Source organism: Paractinoplanes ovalisporus (assembly GCF_016834655.1).
GTDB lineage: Bacteria > Actinomycetota > Actinomycetes > Mycobacteriales > Micromonosporaceae > Actinoplanes > Actinoplanes ovalisporus.
The window spans coordinates 930,900-949,220 of the sequence record NZ_JAENHP010000001.1 but is presented as its reverse complement, the minus strand read 5'-3'; the positions used below and the strand labels follow the sequence as shown (position 1 = coordinate 949,220).

Below are 18,321 nucleotides of genomic sequence, written 5' to 3'. Positions count from 1 at the left end.
TCATCCCTTGGAGGCGCCGGCGGTGAGCCCGCCGACGATCCAGCGTTGCAGGAACGTGTACGCGACGAGGATCGGCACCACCGCGATCAGGATGCCCGCGGCCAGGCCGGTGCTGTTGTTGGAGAACTGGCCCTGGAAGTTCAGCAACCCCACCGGGATCGTCTTGTGGGCGTCGGAGTTGAGCAGGATCAGCGCGAACAGGAACTCGTTCCAGGTGGCCACCGCGTCCAGGATCAGCACGGTCACCAGCGCCGGCGCCGACAGGGGCAGCACGATGGTGAGGAAGATGCGCCACGCCCCGGCGCCGTCGATCCGGGCCGCCTCGACGATCTCGTCGGGGATCTGCCGGATGAACGACTGCAGCACCAGCACCTCGAACGGGATGCCGAAGGCCAGGTAGGGCCCGATGAGCCCGATCAGGCTGTCGGTGAGCCCGGCGCTGCGGGCCATCACGAAGACCGGCACGATCGTGATGTAGATGGGGATCGTGAGGCCGAGAAAGACGGTGTACATGATGGCCGCGCCGAACCGGATGCGCAGCTTCGCCAGGGCGTAGGCGAGCATCGCCGACACGAACACGCCCAGCGGCACCTTCAGAATCAGGAGCAGAGTGCTGTTCCGGTACGTCGTAGCGAAGTTCCCGATTCCCCACGCGTCGGAGAAGTTCTGCATCGTGAAGGTGCCCGGCCACGACAGCGGTCCCTGCGCCACGAAGTCGGAGAGCGGCCGCACGGCGGTGATGACGAGCAGCACGAGCGGCGAGATCCAGACGAGCGCCGCGATCGTCATCAGCACCGTCGAGCCGACACCTCCTCGGGGCTTCTTGTTGACGGCTTCCTCGCCGGATTCGACGGCCCCCTCGGGAAGAACCACGGTGGTCATGCCGCATGCTCCCTCGTCTGGGAACGGACGTACGGGATGCTGACCGCGATCGCCACCACGGTGATGACGACGGCGATGGCCGTGCCGTAGCCGGCCTGGTTGTACTGGAACACGTTGAAGTACATCCACGTGCCCATCACCTGGGTCGCGGTGCCCGGACCCCCGTACGTCATGGCGTAGATGAGGTCGAACACCTTGAACGAGTCGATGACCGACAGCGCGATCACCACGTAGTGGGCGGGCCGCAGACCGGGCATGGTGATGTGCCAGAACTGCTGCCACCGGCCCGCGCCGTCGACGGTCGCCGCCTCGTACAGGTCGGGGTTGATGCCCTGCAGAGCGGCCAGATAGAGCAGCATGGGAAAGCCGACGCGCAGCCAGATCGCGGCCACCATCGTCGCGCCCAGCGCCGTCGAGTCCTGGCCCAGCCACGGCTGCGCCAGCCCGTCGAGCCCGGCCGAGCGCAGGAAGGCGTTGATGGCGCCGTACTCCGGGTTGTAGAGCCAGCCCCAGATCGACGCGACCGACACCAGCGGCAGCACCGCCGGGGTGTAGAAGACGAGGCGCAGCAGCGGTTTCCCGCGCACCTTGCCGTTGAGCAGCACCGCCAGCACCAGCCCGAGCACCACCGGCACCACGACAGTGACGACGGCCCAGATGAGGTTGTTCAGAGCTGCCCGTACGACCACCGGATCGTCCACCATGGACGCATAGTTCTGCAGACCGACCACGTTGTAGCCGGGGCTGAGCCCGTCCCAGTCGGTGAAGCTGAACCACAGCGACGACAACGCCGGATAGACGAGGAAGGTGAAGTAGACGAGCAGGGCGGGCGCCGCGAACGCCCAGGCGACCAGGCCCCCGTGCCTGGTCCGGGCTCTGGTCATTTCTTCCAGGCCTTGACGACGTCCTGCATCTTCTTGGCGGCCTGGGCCGGGTTGGTCTTGCCCTGCAACACGTCGCTCTGCACGGCGAAATACTGGTCGGCTTCCTTCTTGGGGAAGGCCTGGTCCTGGATCGTGTAGAACGGCTGCTGCCCGGGGCCCTGCGCCCACTCGTACGAAAGCGGCAGCGTCGCCTGGTCGGGCTCGGCGCCGGCCACCACCGAGGCCGTTATCTTCAGCGCCTTCTGGGTCTCGGGCTTGATGAGGAAGTCGAGCAGGGCGGCCGACATGTCGGGGTTCCCGCTCTTCGCGTTGATCATGTAGCCCTCGACGAAGCCCGAGTGCCGCGCCGGTTCGTGACCGGTGGGGAACGCGAAGACGCCGAAGTCGGCCGACTTCTTGCCGCCGGACTGGATGCCCTGCGCCTCGGTCCACGGCCCGGTGATCGTGTACGCGGACTTGCCCTGCACGTACCAGAGCTCGACGTCGGCCGGGTCGAGCCCGACCGCGCCGGTGGGCATCCACTTCTGGTCCTGCCACTTCTTGAAGTTCGTGAACGCGGTGACGACCTCGGGACGGTCCCAGCTCTCGTCGCCGGTCAGCAGTTTGTCGTGCAGCTCGGGACCGGCCGACACCTCGAGCAGATATTCGAACAGGCGCATCACGTGCCAGCCGTACTTGCCTCCGGTGCCCAGCGGCGTGACCCCGGAGGCGACCAGCTTGGCGTTGGCCTCTTCCAGTTCCCCGTACGAGGAAGGGGGTTTGCTGATGCCGGCCTTGGTGAACGCGGCCTTGCGGTACCAGCCGCCGATACCCAGCGCGATGAACGGCAAGCCGCCCTTGACGCCGTCGAACGTCATGCCGGCGACCGCGGCCTGGTTGAGCTTGGCGTCCCAGCCGAACTTCGAATAGTAGGCGCTCAGATCCATGGCCTGCTTCGCCTTCACGAACGGCGCGCCGATCTGGCCGCCCCAGATGCGCCACACGTCCGGGCCCTTGCCGCCGAGCAGTTCGGTGCGCAGCTTGTCGGGATAGACGGCCGCTCCCGAACCCGGCAGCGAGTCAACCGTGGTGGTCGTCCCGTTCTGCGCGTCGAACGTCTTGACCTGCGTGCGCAGCAGCTCGATGGTGGCGTTGTCCTCGTAGGTGAACAGCCGCAGGGTCTTCGCATTCTGAGAGGCGGTTTCGCCACCGCCGGTGCCTGTGCAAGCGGCCAGGCCGGTGGCGAGCGCGGCCCCACCGGTGAGTTGAAGGAATCTGCGCCGATCGACAGTCATGTCTGTGCCTTTCCGAAGCGACGGATCTTGGCGAACATGTCCTCGAGCAGGAACCGGACGTCGACGGCCTCGACGAGCCGGATGGGGTGGCCGGTGCCCGGCAGGTAGTGGCCCTCGGCGCCGAAGCGTGGGGCGGGGACGGTGCGGAACTGGCCGCCGCGCGGGAAGAGCATCAGCGACACCGCGGGCGAGTCACCCAGCGAGCGCGACTCGATGGGCTCCGGGTGGTACTTGTCGTTCCACTCGACCATCTGCCGGATCAGGTAGTCGGCGAGCTCGGACGTCCCGCCGATCTTCTCCTCGAGCTCGGCGTAGCCGACCGAGACCTGGGAGTAGACGTTGGACGGCACCTGCCAGACGGTGATGCCCGAGCCGAACACCACGTTGGCCGCCGCGATGTCGTTGCCCAGGTTGAACTCGAGGCCCGGGTAGGTCTCGAGGCCGCCGTGGCCGACCCCGCCGATCCAGATGACGACGACCTCACGTTCGACGATGGCCGGGTCGAGCAGGATGGCCGAGGCCATGTCGGTGAGCGGGCCCAGGAAGGCCACAAAAAGCGGGCCCTGCCGGCTCTCCTCGATGATCAGGCGTGCGCCCGGGCTGTCGAGCGGGGTCGCCTCGTCCGGGATCCGCCGCTCGGCGCCGTTCGCCACGACGATCTCGCCGTCGAGGTCCATCAGCCGCAGCAGCAGGTCGATCTCGTCGCGCGACTCCTCCATGCTGCGCTCGGTGCGGGATTCGGCAGGTCGACATCGCTAAGGCCCTGCACCTGTCCCAGCCACGTGTGTCCCGGTTGCTCAAGCGGGCGGCCGAGCTGGGCATCGTGCGTACGGTCGTGGTGGTCTCGCCCGGCATCCACCCCGAGGTCGAGGAGGCCCTGGAGGCGCGTTACGGCCTGGCCGAGGCGGTGGTCGCCGACGACGGTCCGGGTGCGGCCGGCGCGGCCTACCTGGAGTCGGTCCTGACCGGAGGCGAACGCATCGGCATCTCCCCGTGGAGCCAGACGCTGCTGTCGGTGGTGGAGCACATGCGCCCGCTGCGCGTGGCCGGCGCCGACAGCGTGGTCCAGCTGATCGGCGGCCTCGGCGTCACCTCGGCCCAGGCCCGGGCCAACCGCCTGCTCGACCACCTGGCCCAGATGCTCGGCGCGACCGCCACCTTCGTTCCCGCGCCGGGCCTGGCCGGCAGCCGGCAGATCCGCGACGGCCTGCTGGCCGAGCCCGCCATGGAGGCCATCACGGCCGAGTGGGCGTCGCTGACGATGGTCCTGGTCGGCATCGGCCGCCTGCCACCGTCGGAGTTCCTGCGCCAGAGCGGCAACGCGGTCGGCCCGGCCGACCAGGCGGCCCTGCGGGCGGCGGGCGCGGTCGGCGACGTGTGCCACCGCTTCTTCGACGCGGCCGGCGAGGCGGTGCCGAACGACCTGGACAACCGCGTGATCGGTATCGACCAGTCGGCGCTGCGGGCCGTCCCGCGCCGCATCGGCCTGGCCGGCGGCCCGGAGAAGCGGGACGCCATCCGGGCGGCCCTGCTCGGCGGTTGGGTCAACGTCCTGATAACCGACCTGGCCACGGCTCAGTCTCTGCTGGAGCCGCCACCTTCCGACCGGCCGCCACGCTGAACATTTATGGTCACTGCATGTCGATCACCGACCAGGACCTGGTCATCGAAGCGGCGGAAGCCGGTGCCACGGTCGTCCGCTCGTACTACGGATCAGCGCTGACACGCTTCCAGAAGTCCGCTGGTGACTTCGCCACCACGGCCGACGTCGAGGCCGAGAAGGCCATCATCGATGTCTTGCGTGCGGCGCGGCCGGAGGATCGTGTCCTGGGTGAGGAAAGCGGGCACACCGGCGGCGGAGCGGCCGATCGACTGTGGTTGGTCGACCCGCTGTGCGGAACATTGAACTACGCCGTGCGGAACATGCTGGCCTCGGTGAATGTGGCGCTACGAACACGCGGGCAAGCCACGGTGGCCGCCTCCGCCGACCCGTTCACGAACGAGGTGTTCTGGACCGACGGTGCCGCTGCGTACGTGCGTCGCGATGGAATGGACGAGCGACTCACCCCCTCGGCCGAGTCGCAGCTGGTCGACGTCAATCTCGACCCGCCGTTTCCCAATCACGGGGTCTTCTCGGCGGCCCGGATGCTGGCTGACGAGGGATTCATCGAACGGTTCCGCCCCCGGGTCGTCTCCACCACGCTGGCCGTGGCCTGGGTCGCCGCCGGCCGCCGCGCCGCCTACGTCACCGATGGTCACCTGCGCGACAGCGTTCACTTCGCGGCCGGAATCGCCCTCTGCCAGGCGGCCGGTTGTGTCGTCACCGGGATCGACGGCCGGCCCATCCACACCGGAGCAGGCGGTCTCGTGGCGGCCGCCGACGAGCAGACCCACGCCGCCCTGCTGGCCCTGATCGCCAACCAGCGCGCACGAAAGGACTGATCCGCTCCACTCACATGTTGGGCGCCGGCTTGAGGACGTCTTCGATGAGAGTGTCGAGCAAGGTGTCGGGGATGCCTGATCCGGTCGAGGCCCGGTAGAGGAGCGTCCCGGCGATCACGTCCATGGCGCTGTCGGCATCGAGCCGGGGTGTGAACTCGCCGGTCTCGACGCCGCGGGAGAGCATGTCCCGCTCTTGAGCGCGGCGCGGGTCGAGGTAACGCTCGCGCAGGCTGGCGGCGGTCGCGGGATCGTGCTGGGCCTCGGCCATGAGCGCCAGCAAGACCTTCCCGGCGAGGTCGTCGACGAGGAACCGGGAGAATGCGCGCAGGTAGTCACGGACGACTGCGGCCGTCACGTTCGCGTCGGGGAGGGGAACGGGGAAACGCTTCTCGCTGTCCTCGATCAAGGTGTCCAGCAGGATGTCGACCTTTGACGGCCACCAGCGGTAGATCGTCTGTTTCGCGACACCGGCCCGGCGGGCGATGGCCTCGATGGTCAAGGCCTTGAAGCCGTGTTCCACGAGCAGGTCGTCGGCGGCGTGCAGCACATCCAGGCGGGCGTTCTCGTCGCGCCGGTTGCCGGGGTGGGGCCGGCGGGGAGGGGTCATCTACCCAGGCTAAAGGCTAGACGCAACGTATTGTCTAGACGCAACGTTGCGACTAATCTGCGGGGCATGAACAGTGAAGGAAAGCGCCACGCCCTCGTCATCGGTGCCTCGCGCGGGCTCGGGCTCGCCCTGGTCAAGGAGCTCGACCGGCGCGGCTGGCAGGTGACCGCCACCATCCGTTCCGGCGGGGGAGACCTGCCCGAGGTGGCCGTGGAGACGCTGGAGATGACCAGCGCCGAGCAGTTGGCGGCACTGCGCGGGCGCCTCGGCGGTGCGCGGTTCGATCTGCTCTTTGTCAACGCGGCGATCGACCGGGGTGATCTGCCGATCGACCTGGTCCCGACCGCGATGTTCACCGAGGTGATGGTCACCAACGCGCTGAGCCCGCTGCGTGTTCTGGCGGCGCTGCGCGATCTCGTCGTGCCGGGCGGAACGGTCGCGGTCATGTCGTCCGAGCAGGGCAGCATCTCGCGGAACACCGAGGGCGGCTACGAGCTCTACAAAGCCAGCAAGGCGGCGCTCAACCAGCTGATGCGCAGCTATGCCACCCGGCATGACGGCGACGGGCACACCAAGCTGCTCATCGACCCCGGGCACAACCGCACCGAGCTCGGCGGGCCTGGGGCGGAACTCGAGCCGGCCGACAGCATGCGGGAGGTGGCCGACGTTCTCGAAACCCAGGCGGGGGCGCCGGGGCTCCAGTTCCTCGACCGCCATGGCGTCACCGTCCCCTGGTAGAGATCCGGACGGGACGGGATGGAACGAGCGGGCCTTTCGTGCTTAGATCACGCCGACACATCGGAGAACGTCTAAGCCTTGGGCTCATAACGGGGGACCACATGAACGCGCCAGCCGGCTGACCAACGCCGCCGGTGGCGTCCGTTCGGGCTCGTCAACGGCATCAGGAAAGTGCGAAACCGCGTGTCCGCGCAACCAGCGGACGCGCGTTCCGACGTGCCCACGACTCGAACGGAAACCCCTCTCGTGAAACCCTTGTCACGGGTGCGCGCGCTGCTGATGGCGGCGCTCGCCCTGCTTCTGGTCCTCGCCGGACTCCACGCCCCACCGGCCGCAGCCAAGGCGCCGGAGAACCCGCTTCTCGCATTGCTCGCTGGGGAAGCGCCGATCCCGGTGCCGCCGCTGGACACCGAGAACTGGGACGGCACGACCGGCATCGACCTCACCGCCGAACGGTGGCGCAAGGCCGTGGCCGACGTGGCCGAGCTGTCGCCCGAACCCGAGGTGCGGGCCGCCGCCGTGGTCGCGCTGACCTCCGGCGACAGCCAGCGGATCATGCAGTTCGCGACCGTCGAGAAGCGGCAGCTGGAGACGCAGATCGCGGCCCGCAAGAAGCAGGAGGCGGCCGACAACCTGGCCCGCATCAGGGCCATGGCCGGTACGGGCGGCGCCTACTTCAACGCCGAGGTGCAGCGGGTCCTGGCCGGCTCGGACAGCGACCGGGCGGCGTTCCTGGAGTACGGGGCCGACATCGCCCGCGCCCGTGACGAGAAGGTCGCCGCCGACGCGCGGGCCCGCGCCACCCAGCTGCGCGAGCGGGTCCGGATCCTGATCGCCGCCGCCCCGGCCGAGTCGCAGGTCCGGGCCGCGGCCGAGGCAGCGCTGGCCGGGGACGACGCCGCCGTCGCGGAGTTCTGGAAGACGGGATATCTGGCCGCGGCCAAGGCCGACGCGGCTGCTCGCGAGCAATACCTGAAGGATCTGGAGGCCCGCAACAAGGCGGCCGAGGAGCTGTCCGATCTGGCCCAGCGCGCCCAGCGGGCCTCGCAGGCGCGCACCCGGTTGCTGGTCGCGCATGGTGACGCCGTACGGGAACTGCAGCGTGCGTCGAACGCCATGGCCGGCGCCGCGAATGCCGCCCGGCAGGCCGACCGCGTGCTGGCCGGGCCGGGAACCGCGGCGGCCAAGGCTACCGAGCTGAACGCCGCCAAGACGCAGACGGCCAACCAGATCCGGGCCGCGCAGGAGGCCGCCCAGCGGTCGTCCGAAGCGGCCGCCATCGCCAACTCGGCGGCCGACGACCTGATCGACACCGGGCTCACGTACGGCGCGGAGTGGTCGCTGATCGTCAACGGCATGAACTCGGCCGTCGAGGCCGCGCAGGGCGCCGCCACCACCGCCGGCTACGCGATCGACGCGACCATCGCGACCAACAACGCGCAGGGCGCTCAGGCTCAGGCCGATGCGCACGCGCAGCAGGCGATCAAGTGGCGTCAGCATGCGGAGGAGCACGCCAAGGCCGCGGCCAAGCTCGCCGACGCCGCCAAGCGCCAGGCCGAGGCGGCCAAGACCGCCGCCGCGCGCACGAAGAAGGCCCGCCAGGAGGCCGAAGCGGCCGAGGCCGCCGCGTGGGCCGCGGCCGAGCGCACCCGCAAGGAGCGGCAGGAGGCCGAGGCGCAGGCGGCCGAGGCCAAGCGGCAGCGGCAGATCGCCGAGTCCGAGCGGGCCGAGGCCGAGCGTCAGCGCGCGATCGCCGAGCAGCAGGCGTCGGTCGCCCGTTCGCAGCGGGCCGCCGCCGAGGCCCAGGCGGCCGCCGCGGCCGGTGCCCGGCAGCGGGCCGAGTCGGCCGACCAGGCCGCCGGCGCCGCCGCGACCCGCGCGTGGAACCAGGAGAACCAGGCCCGCATCGCCCGCGACGAGGCGATGGCGGCCGAGCGCGCCGAGCAGAGCGCGAAGGCGCGTGCGGCCGCCATGCGGGCCGGTGTCGCCAGCGCCGCGACCGAGAGCGAGCGCCAGGAGGCGCAGCGCCAGGCCGACACGGCCGCCGCCGAGGCGGGCACGGCCGGCACGGCCGCGCGGTCCGCGCGCTCGGCGGCCAATGGTGCCACCGGCGCTGCGGCCAACGCCCGCGCCGCCGCCAACCGGGCCCAGGGCGCAGCCGAACGTGCGTGGGCCGCGGCCGAGGCCGCGCAGGCTGCCGCCGATGCGGCCGACGCCGCTGCCGACCGGGCCGAGGCCGGAGCCAAGCAGACCCACGCGGCCCGGCTGCGGGCCGACGCGAAGGCCGCCGTGGCCACGGCCCAGGAGGTCAAGGCGGCCAAGGCCGCGCAGGCCGCGGTGAGCCTGGCCGAGAAGGCGGCCAACGAGTCGGTGCAGGCCCTGTGGTCGGCCAACCGCACCCGCGACGAGGCGAACGCGGCGACGACCGAGGCCGTGGCGGCGGCGGCTCAGGCCGACATCGCGGTCAACGCGGCCGCGGCCGCCCGGCAGTCGTCGGCCGGCATCGCCGAGCCGGCCAACACCGCCATCGGCATGGTCGCGCCGTTCACCGGGGACGACATCGATGCCGACTTCGTGCGGCTGGTCGCCGAGCAGGCGCAGAGCATCGGCGAGGAGCAGGCGGCGGCCGCCGCGCAGCGAGCAGCCGAGGCGAACCTCGCGGCGCAGCGGGCCGCAGCGGCCGCGCAGACGGCCAACGAGCAGGTCAAGCCGGCATTCAACGCCGCTGCGGCGGCGGCCAAGTCGGCGGCCGATGCGGCTGCGGCGGCGGCCGAGGCGAAGAAGGCAGCGGCTGCGGCGGCTGCGGACGGAGCTGCCGCCCGGAACGCGGCGGCCAGTGCCGCCCGCGCCGACGCCCAAGCCAAGGCCGACGCGCTCGCGGCCCGGCAGGCCGCGAACGAGGCGGCCAACGACGCCGCCATCGCGGGGCAGGCGGCCCAGGCGGCGCAGGCCGCGGCCGACGCCGCGGGCAGCGCCGCGAGCGCGGCCGAGAGCGACGCCGCGGCCGCGCAGGGGGCGGCGAGCCGGGCCGAGGCCGACGCCACCCGGGCCCAGCGGGCCGCCGACAGCGCGCAGGACTACGCGGATTCCGCCGCGGTCGCCGCCAACAGCGCCGTGCAGCTGGCCACGGAGGCGCAGCAGGCGGCCGAGCGGGCCGAGGCGGCCGACCGGCAACGCGCCGCCGAGGCGCTGGCCAACGGGGTCGCCGACAACGGTGACCTGCCGTCGGGCGAGGAGGAGCAGGCGCTGCTCGACTCGCTGACCCCGGAGGAGCGCGAGCAGTACCTGCAGGCCAAGTCCGAGGCCGACAAGGGGCTGCTGGACTTCCTCAAGGAGAACGCCTGGGAGCTGTTCGAGGAGCTCTCCGGCATCGGCGACATCAAGAAGTGTGTGCTCGAGGGCAACGTCGAGGCGTGTCTGTGGACGCTCGTCGGGATGCTCCCGGTCGGCAAGATCCTGGGCGCCACGGCCAAGCTGGCCAAGCTGGCGCCGAAGATCCTGCGTTTCCTGGACGGGCTCAAGGCCGCGCGCAAGAAGGCCGAAGACCTGATCTCGGCCGTCCGGCACCGCAACGGCTGCCCGGTCATCCCGATGCCGCCGCCGAACAGCTTCGTCGCCGGCACACCGGTGCTGCTGGCCGACGGGTCACGCAAACCGATCGAGGACGTCCGGGTCGGCGACCTGGTGCTGGCCTCGGACCCGGTGACCGGGCAGACCGCCGCCAAGCCGGTCACCGAGACCATCAGCCGCTCCGGCGACAAGACGCTGGTCGAGCTGACCGTACGGGCCGAGGGCCGCACCACCCGGCTCACCGCCACCGACAACCACCCGTTCTGGGCGCCGAACCTGGGCGAGTGGATCGAGGCCGGAAAGCTGGTGCCCGGGGCCGATCTGCTGACGCCGCAGGGCGAGCGGGTCACCGTCGAGGCGATCCGGGAGCGCCGGCAGTGGGCCCACGTCTACAACCTGACCGTCGCCGAGTTCCACACGTATTACGTGGTGCCGGACGGCCTGGCGCTGCTCGTCCACAACATCTCGCTGATCCCGTGCGGGACCGTGCCGAACAGCCTGCCCAAGACCATCCCGACCCGCAAACCGGCGACCGTCGGCAATGCGGCCGGCAACCACAACTACACGGAGACGTTCTATAACGCGAACGCCGGCACCCGGGGCAACGTCTGGGTGCACCACGCGGTCGAGCAGAGCGTGCTCAAGAAGTACCCCGGCCTGTTCACGGCCGACGAGCTGCACTCGGTCGAGAACCTGCGCGGCATCCCGAAGGGTGTCGTCAACAACCGGGTGCACCTGAGCGCGATCCGGCTGGCCTGGAACGACTTCTACAAGACCCATCCGAGCCCGACCAAGCAGGAGGTGCTCGACTACGCGTCCCAGGTCGACGACCTGCTGGGCCACTGGTTCGAGCCGCGGATCCGATGAGAGAACGCCGCGGCCTTCACCGGATCCGATGAGAGAACGCCGCGGATCCGGTGAAGGCCGCGGAGAGGATGAAGGTAGGTTCGACGCCATGAGCCGATTCGAGATCGACCCCGACCCGGCCTGGGACCTCGCCGAAGAGGAGGAGGGCGGCGTGCTGGCCGTCGAGCTCTCGTGGGAGCCCGACGCCCTGGCCGGCCGTCCGCCCGAGCTGGTCGCGACCCCGGTGCTGGTGACCGCGCTGTCCGACGCGGGGCTCACCGGCTTCCGTACGGGCCTGGCCCGCGGCTACTACGGCGAGGGCGCGTTCGGTGTCGAGGAGGGACAGACCCCGCCCGACCTCGTACGCCTGGTGGTCGAGGAAACCCCCGAGGCCGACTTCTCGTACGAGCGAAGTCAGGGTCTGACCGTCTCGGAGCGGGCCCTGGCCCTGCTGCAGGAGCACTGCCAGAACCTGACGATCAAATAGGTGAAAGGAAACGGCCCCGGGAACCCGGGGCCGTTTCAACACACAAACAGATCAGGCCTTGGCTTCGGCCTCGGTCTCGCTGATCTCCTCGACGCGGTGCCGCGCCGAGGCCCGGCGGCCGGTGGTCACCAGCACCAGACCCAGGATCAGTAGCAGGGCGCCGATGATCGCGAGGCTGATCGGCAGCGTGCGGCTGATCAGCAGGACGCCGCTCTTGGTGTCGCCGGCCGACTTCACGTTGTGGGCGACCGTGTCTTCGGTGTAGATGAAGTTGCCGTCCAGCAGCTGGGTCGGCGCGCCGGTTTCGGGCACCAGCGTCTTCTTCTGCTGCTCCTGCACCTTGATGAAGGTGCCGGAGACCGGCTCGACCCAGATGGTGCGGGTGTTGCTGTAGTTGACCTGGCCGCTCTCGGCGCCCGGGGCGAACGTGGCGAGCAGACCGGCCAGCCGCTCCTCGGAGAAGTTGAGCGGGGTCTCCGGAACGACCTGCTGGAACCGGTACGTCTCGAGGCCGTCGATCTTCTCGGTGCCCTGGTATTGGATGGGCATGGCCTTGCGCAGGTCACGGTCGAAGTATTCGTAGTCCTTCTTCTCCGTGCCGAACGGGAACTTGTAGAGCTGGCCGGAGAACTCGACCGGCGTGTTCACGTCGGGGCCGGCGTCCTGCAGATATTGGTCTTTCCAGTCGACCGCGGCCGCCGAGTCGCGGTCGAGAGCGATGCCGGCCTTGTACTGGCTGACCATCTCGCCCGTCTCGACCCACGTGACCGTGCCGTAGCCGTTCCAGACCACGGCCTCGCCCTCGAGGTCACCGGTCATCTCGGTGTTCGTGAGGTCGGGCTGGGGCGAGATCTCGGTCGTCGACCGCAGCGTGCCGGTCTGAATCGCCACGACCGGAGTGTCGCCGCCCTTGGTCTGCAGGAACTTGGCGCCCTGAGCCTCGGCCACACTGGGCCGCAGGCAGTCCGACGTCTGGTCCGGCTTGCACAGCGCCAGGTCGTAAGGCAGGCGCGCCACCGACGGCGCGACGTAGAAAGCACAACCAGCCGCGATGACCACGGCGAAGACACCGATTCCGAACAGCGCGGCGCCCCAGCGAGCCCTCACAGAGCCCTCCCATCGTTATCAATCGGCCGGTATCCCCGCACGGCCCGATCACCCATAATGGGCGCAGGTTACTCGCCAGTTACATAGTTGCGCGACCCCTTGGACGGTTAATGTCTGTACCGGTTTCAAATCGGTCCCTCCATCGACTCCCACCACTCGATGCGGTACGGGTGATCGGGGCCTTGGCGGTGGTCGCGCACCACGTCGGGTTCGCCACGGGGGTCAATGTCGGCGACGGTTTCTGGGGCGGCTGGCTGTCCCGGCTCGACGTCGGAGTGGCGATCTTCTTCGTGCTCTCCGGCTTCCTGCTGTTCCGCCCGTGGGCCCACGCCCGGGCGACCGCGCAGCCGCTGCCGGGCGCCGGAACCTATCTCTGGCGACGCGCCCTGCGCATCCTGCCCGCCTACTGGGTCACGGTTGCGGTCTGCCTGCTGCTGGTGCCGCGCAACCACGACGCGTCGGGCGCCGACTGGGCGCGTCACCTCACGCTGACCCAGATCTACGAGACGTACGGGCTCAGGCACGCCCTCGGGCACACCTGGAGCCTGGCCACCGAGGCCGTCTTCTATCTGCTGCTGCCCCTGCTGGCCGCGCTCGCGTTGCGGGGCAGGCGGCGGGCCGGGCGGCCGGTGCTGATCCTGGCCGTGTCGGCCGCGGTCTCGGCGACCTGGATCGTGCTGCTGAGTGCCGGGGTGCTGTCGCTGAGCCGGCACACCACCTGGCTGCCGTCCTATGCGATCTGGTTCGGGGCGGGCATGGCGCTGGCCTCCGTGCACGTGTCGCTGAGCAACGGCTACCTGCCCCGCTGGCGGTTCCTCGACGACCTCGGCCGGGCGCCGCTGGCCTGCTGGGCGACGGCGGTGGCGCTGCTGGGCATCGCGACCACGCCGATCGCCGGCCCGCGCGACCTGACCGAGCCCACCGCCACCCAGTTCGGTTTCAAGGTGCTGATCTACACGGCGATCGCTGTCCTGGTCACGCTGCCGCTGGCCTTCGGGCCGCCGACCCGCACCAAGGAGGCCTTCGGCTCGGGTTTCGCCCGGTGGTTCGGCCTGGTCTCGTACGGGCTGTTCCTCTGGCACCCGTTCGTCCTCGAGATGATCTACGTGATCCCGGGCCGGCCCGAGTTCACCGGCGACTTCGGCTGGACCTATGCCGCCACCGTCGCCGGCGGACTGCTGCTGGCCGCGCTCAGCTACTACCTGATCGAGAAGCCCTTCCTGCGGCTCGGTCACCGCCGTCGCCGGCGGCCGCCCGGGAAGAGCACCGAGAGCCAGAGTGCGACCCCGGCGGCGACCGCGGCCAGCTGAGGCAGCGCCGCCGTGTGCGGCGACTCCTGGGTCACCGCGAACCAGCCGGCCAGCGCGAACAGCACCACCGGCAGCAGGAACCGGGCCCAGCCGACCACGCCCCGCAGCCACTGCCGGTCGCGGGTGTCCAGGTGGGGCCGCAACGCGCGCGAGGTCACTACGACGGCCAGGCCCAGCGCGGCCAGCCCGGCCGCGGTCACCCCGCCGATCAGGAGCAGCGCCGCGCCGCCGACCAGCGGCGGGATCAGCCAGCGCCGGCGGCGCCGCCCGGGCAGCACGACCGCGGGCGCCAGCTGCCGGGACGGGATCACGGCGGCCACCGCGACGCCGGTGAGCAGAACCGCGCCCGCGCCCAGAGCGATCCCGAAGGTCTGATCGGGCCCGAACTTCAGCGTCACCTCGCCGCCCGGGCCGGGTGGAACGATCCAGCCCTGCTGCCAGCCGTCCACGATCAGCGGGCGCAGCGTCTGCCCGGCCAGCGTCGCCTCCCAGCCCGGGTTGGTGTTCTCGCGCATCGCGAGCACGCGCTGGGTGGGGGAGGCGTCCAGGTGCAGCTTGCGCATCGTCGAGGACCATTCGTCGACGCGTACGGGGCTCTCCGTGCTCGCCTGGGTCTCGCTCTCGCCCGCGCCCTGGCCTGATTCCGGCCCGCGCAGCGGGGTCAGGTTGAGCCGCACCGGGTCGGCGGCGGACGACGCGACGGCCACCACCCGGGTCGGGCCCTCCGTCACCGGAACCGGGGTGGCCGCGGCCGGCCCGCACAGCCGGGCCCCGACCTCGCGCATCTCGAGCAGGTCGCGGCGGCTGGCCACCAGCTCGGTGGTGCGCCGCGCGCCGTCGACCGACACGGTGGGACCGGAGCCGCACTTGAGATAGACCGGGCGATCCATGTCGGCCCGCTGGGCGGGCGGGTCGTCCAGCACGGTCAGCTCGCTCACGCCGATCGGCAGCTCGCGGCTGGTGTCGCGGTAGGGGTCGAGCGACCGGGACGGCAGGGCGCTCGCGAACAGCACGGTGATCGCCCCGGTGCGCAGCGGCGGCTCGAAGCGCAACGAGCCGCCCTCGTCGAGATAGCCGGTGCGGACGCCGTTGTCGCCGAGCACGGTGACCTGCCACGCCCGCGACGCCGCAACCCCGTCGGCCAGCCGGACCCGGATGCCGTTGACCTGCCGCGGCTTGAGGAAGCCGAGCCGCAGCCACGGGCTCTTGTCTTCGTCGGAGGCGAACCAGGTGGTGCCGGCGTCGCCGTCGGCCACCACGCCGGGCCGGGCCGCCGGGTCGGGCACGCCGCTGCTGGAGGCGGTCACGCTGGGCACGATGCCGCGGGTCACCGAGGCGGCCCCGCTCGGGTCGAGCAGCGCGTTGAGCGCCGGCCCGGCCTTGGGGCGGGCCCGCACCGAGACCGTGTAGCGGGCGGTCGCGGGCGCCTGGACGCTGCGGTCGATGTAGCCGCCGTCCTCCGAAGCGCGGGCCTTGCCGCCCGAGCAGTAGGGGCGGCCCGACGCGAAGTAACAGGCCGGTGTGGACGGTGCGGCGCTGAACACCATCGCCGCCGCCCGGTTGGCCACCGGCGACGCCGGCACGGCCAGGGTGCGCTGCGCCACCACCCCGGGGATGCTCACCTCGGTGAAGCCGACCCCACCGTAGCCCAGCCGCACGTCGCGGACCTCGTCCACGGTGATCCGGATCTTGTCGGCGGGCAGGTCGCCGGGCAGCGGGATGGTCACGGTGGTGCCGAACAGCTCGCGGGTGACCGGCTCGTTGAGCCCGGCCGCGATGGTGACCTGGGTCGGCAGCGAGTCGGTGCCCTGGTCGAGGGTGAGCCCGACGCTGCTGATGACGCGCCGCTGCGGCAGTTCGACCTCGAGCCACTGCCCGGCCGATCCGGCGCCGGGCGCGGACCGCCAGGAGGTGGCCGGGTTGCCGTCCAGCGCCGCGAACGGCTGGTGGGCCGGGCGTGCACCGACCAGCGGGTCGGCCTCGGAGTAGGCGGTCGAGGCGCGCACGCTGCGGATGCCCTCGTAGCGCACCACGGTGTCCTGGCTGTCGCCCCACTCGGGCAGGTAGTCGCGGGCGGGGGCGTCGAGGCGGCCGTCGTCGCCGGCTTCGAGCGTGGCCGAGGCCCGGTCGGCGGCCATGCCGAACGCGACCTCGCGGCGGCGCATCCCGTCGGTCATCACCACGGGACCGGCGCCCAGGTCGTCCGGCCGGTCGCCGGCGAGCACCGTCGGGCCGTCGGAGAGCTTTCCGGCGGACGCGGCCGCGAGCAGGGATTCGGGTCCGCCGACCACGGTGGTGAGGCTGCTCGCGTCGTACGCGGAAACCGGTTTGACCACCCCGTCGACCCGCCACACCTCGAGGGCGGGGACACGGACGTCGAGGCCGTCGTCGATGAAGACGCCGGGCAGACCGCCACCACCGACCGTGGGGCCGAACGTGGCGACCGGTTTGAGCCCGGGCGAGCGGGCCAGGGCCTGCCGGGTGATGATCGGCTCGGTGGCCTGGGCCCGGCCGTAGTTGAGGTCGGATCGCACCAGCAGGTAGCGCACGCCCGAGCGGGTCAGCAGGTCGGCCAGCCCGGGGGAGCCGGAGCCGCTGGAGACCACCTCCTCGATCGCGTCGAGCAGCCGGATCGTGGCCGGTGGGGTGAGCGGGATGGCGTTGCGCACGCCCCACCGGCTGTGCAGCAGGGCCTGGGTGATCTCGTCGCTCGGGCGGCCCCACAGGTATTGCGGGAACCGGGCGCCCGGCACCACGAGCACCTGCTCCTCGTCGAGGTTGCGGTCGAGCCAGGCCGAGGCGTCCCGCCAGTAGCCAGGGACCTCGGTGAAGCTTCCGGGCGGCACCAGGCCACCGGCCAGCGCCGGGCTGGCGACGCCGGCGATCGCGACCAGCGCGGCGCCGGTCACCACGCCCGCCCGCAGCCGGGCCGGGCGGCGCTGCGGCTCGCCGGCGGTGCGGGCCGAGCGCAGGGCCAGCCCGATCAGGTGGGCCAGGCCGAGGGCCAGCGGCAGGCGCAGTACGACGTCGAACTTGTGGACGTTGCGCAGCGGGGCGCCGGCGCCGTCGAGGAACGCGCGCTGCGACTCGTCGAACAGGCCGCCGACCGCGCCGACGTGCCCGAGGCCGACCAGGGCGAGCCCGGCCAGCAGCCCGGTGATCAGGAACCAGCGGTGCGGGATGCCGCGGCGGGCCAGCCCGGCCAGGCCCAGACCGGCCACGACCAGGGTGGCGACGACGATCGCGTGCTCGGTGGCGAGCCGCCACGCGGCCGGCCACAACGGACCGAAGGCGCTGGTCAGGTAGGCGTGCCAGTGCGAGGCGCCGCGCAGCACGGTCACCGCGTCGGTCGGCGCGGTCGTCACGGCCGCGGTCTCGATGTAGTCGAGGAACGGCGGGCTGTAGCGGCCGAGCAGCAGCAGCGGGACCAGCCACCAGGCGGTGGCGGCGGCGACGGCGGCCCCCCAGGCGGCCAGCGCGACGAACCGGAGCCGGGCCGGGCGCAGGCCGGCCAGCCACAGCGCGGCCAAGGGCACCATGGCCAGCACGGCGGTCGCGTTCACGCCGCCCGCGCAGGCCACGACCAGCGCCGAACGGGTCACCGCGCGGCGCACCGACGTGGTGCCGTCGCGCAGCGCGATCAGCGGCACCAGCACCCAGGGCGCGAGAGCGGTCGGCCAGGCCTCGACCGAGATCGGGCCCAGCTCGGTGAGCAGGCGGGGCGAGAGCGCGAAGGCGACCCCGGCGATCACGCGGGCCCACGGGGTGCCGATCCGCAGCCGCTCGGCCAGCGCGACCAGGCCGGTGAAGGCGACGCTGAGCAGCAGCGCCCACCAGAGCCGCTGGACCACCCAGGCCGGGATGGCGAGCAGCTTGCCGAGGAGGAAGAACGGGCCCATCGGCCACAGGTAGCCGTACGCCTGATTTTGCAATTGACCGAATGTTCCGGCCGGGTCCCACACGTGCAGCGCCCGGCCGAGCCAGCCCGCCGGGTCGATCACCAGGTCCACCTTGGTATCGATGGCGATCGAACCGGGATCCTGCAGGAAGGCGACGGCGGTCAATGCCGCGCAGACGGCCACGAGACGCAAACGCCAGACGGAGCGCGGAACGCCATCGTCGACCGACGATTTCACTGCCGTCCGCATGTCGCTCCCGATTGACCCTTGCGGAG

At 71.5% G+C, this 18,321-nt stretch carries 13 protein-coding genes; 6 read left to right on the top strand and 7 right to left on the bottom strand.

What is annotated here, in order from left to right; translation table 11 throughout:
• Genes JIG36_RS04330 through JIG36_RS04315 form a run of 4 tightly spaced genes read right to left on the bottom strand, consistent with a single transcriptional unit; the run spans position 1 to position 3,759 of the window.
• Entirely contained in the window at positions 1–882 is an 882-nt protein-coding gene (locus tag JIG36_RS04330; RefSeq protein ID WP_203374645.1) for a carbohydrate ABC transporter permease, read from the bottom strand.
• On the bottom strand, positions 879–1,766 hold the full coding sequence (locus JIG36_RS04325; protein WP_203374644.1) for a carbohydrate ABC transporter permease: 888 nt from the start codon (positions 1,764–1,766) through the stop codon (positions 879–881). The genes JIG36_RS04330 and JIG36_RS04325 overlap by 4 nt, the downstream gene beginning before the upstream one ends.
• Positions 1,763–3,040, bottom strand: coding sequence for an ABC transporter substrate-binding protein (locus JIG36_RS04320; RefSeq protein WP_203374643.1), 1,278 nt, complete (start codon positions 3,038–3,040; stop codon positions 1,763–1,765). The genes JIG36_RS04325 and JIG36_RS04320 overlap by 4 nt, the downstream gene beginning before the upstream one ends.
• Positions 3,037–3,759: a nucleoside hydrolase gene (locus JIG36_RS04315; RefSeq protein ID WP_203374642.1), complete on the bottom strand. Its 723-nt coding sequence runs from the start codon at positions 3,757–3,759 to the stop codon at positions 3,037–3,039. The genes JIG36_RS04320 and JIG36_RS04315 overlap by 4 nt, the downstream gene beginning before the upstream one ends.
• A gap of 65 nt (positions 3,760–3,824) precedes the next feature.
• Between JIG36_RS04315 and JIG36_RS04310 the strand changes: the two genes are divergently transcribed.
• Together JIG36_RS04310 and JIG36_RS04305 are read left to right on the top strand one after the other, a co-directional pair.
• Positions 3,825–4,661, top strand: coding sequence for a sugar-binding transcriptional regulator (locus JIG36_RS04310; protein WP_203374641.1), 837 nt, complete (start codon positions 3,825–3,827; stop codon positions 4,659–4,661).
• Positions 4,662–4,678: 17 nt separating this feature from the next.
• Positions 4,679–5,482: an inositol monophosphatase family protein gene (locus JIG36_RS04305; protein ID WP_203374640.1), complete on the top strand. Its 804-nt coding sequence runs from the start codon at positions 4,679–4,681 to the stop codon at positions 5,480–5,482.
• A gap of 10 nt (positions 5,483–5,492) precedes the next feature.
• Here JIG36_RS04305 and JIG36_RS04300 read toward each other — a convergent pair whose 3' ends face one another.
• Positions 5,493–6,089 carry a TetR/AcrR family transcriptional regulator gene (locus JIG36_RS04300; protein WP_203374639.1) on the bottom strand — a complete coding sequence of 199 codons (597 nt, stop codon included), beginning with the start codon at positions 6,087–6,089 and terminating at the stop codon, positions 5,493–5,495.
• Between the two features lie 66 nt (positions 6,090–6,155).
• Between JIG36_RS04300 and JIG36_RS04295 the strand changes: the two genes are divergently transcribed.
• From JIG36_RS04295 to JIG36_RS04285, 3 genes are all read left to right on the top strand, one after another.
• On the top strand, positions 6,156–6,827 hold the full coding sequence (locus tag JIG36_RS04295) for an SDR family NAD(P)-dependent oxidoreductase (RefSeq protein WP_203374638.1): 672 nt from the start codon (positions 6,156–6,158) through the stop codon (positions 6,825–6,827).
• A 264-nt stretch (positions 6,828–7,091) separates the two neighbouring features.
• Complete coding sequence (locus tag JIG36_RS04290) at positions 7,092–11,264, top strand: polymorphic toxin-type HINT domain-containing protein (RefSeq protein WP_203374637.1); 4,173 nt, start codon at positions 7,092–7,094, stop codon at positions 11,262–11,264.
• Positions 11,265–11,352: 88 nt separating this feature from the next.
• Positions 11,353–11,730, top strand: coding sequence for a hypothetical protein (locus tag JIG36_RS04285; RefSeq protein WP_203374636.1), 378 nt, complete (start codon positions 11,353–11,355; stop codon positions 11,728–11,730).
• A 51-nt stretch (positions 11,731–11,781) separates the two neighbouring features.
• Here the strand turns inward: JIG36_RS04285 and pgfA are convergent, their stop codons facing one another.
• Positions 11,782–12,837: a cell envelope lipid trafficking protein PgfA gene (gene pgfA, locus JIG36_RS04280; protein WP_203374635.1), complete on the bottom strand. Its 1,056-nt coding sequence runs from the start codon at positions 12,835–12,837 to the stop codon at positions 11,782–11,784.
• A 110-nt stretch (positions 12,838–12,947) separates the two neighbouring features.
• Here pgfA and JIG36_RS04275 point away from each other — a divergent pair, with 110 nt between their 5' ends.
• Complete coding sequence (locus JIG36_RS04275; RefSeq protein ID WP_203374634.1) at positions 12,948–14,147, top strand: acyltransferase family protein; 1,200 nt, start codon at positions 12,948–12,950, stop codon at positions 14,145–14,147.
• Here JIG36_RS04275 and JIG36_RS04270 read toward each other — a convergent pair.
• Positions 14,069–18,295 (bottom strand): alpha-(1->3)-arabinofuranosyltransferase, encoded by a 4,227-nt coding sequence (locus JIG36_RS04270; RefSeq protein ID WP_203374633.1) that lies wholly within the window; start codon positions 18,293–18,295, stop codon positions 14,069–14,071. The two genes, JIG36_RS04275 and JIG36_RS04270, sit on opposite strands and share 79 nt — an antisense overlap.
• Positions 18,296–18,321 lie beyond the last annotated feature (26 nt).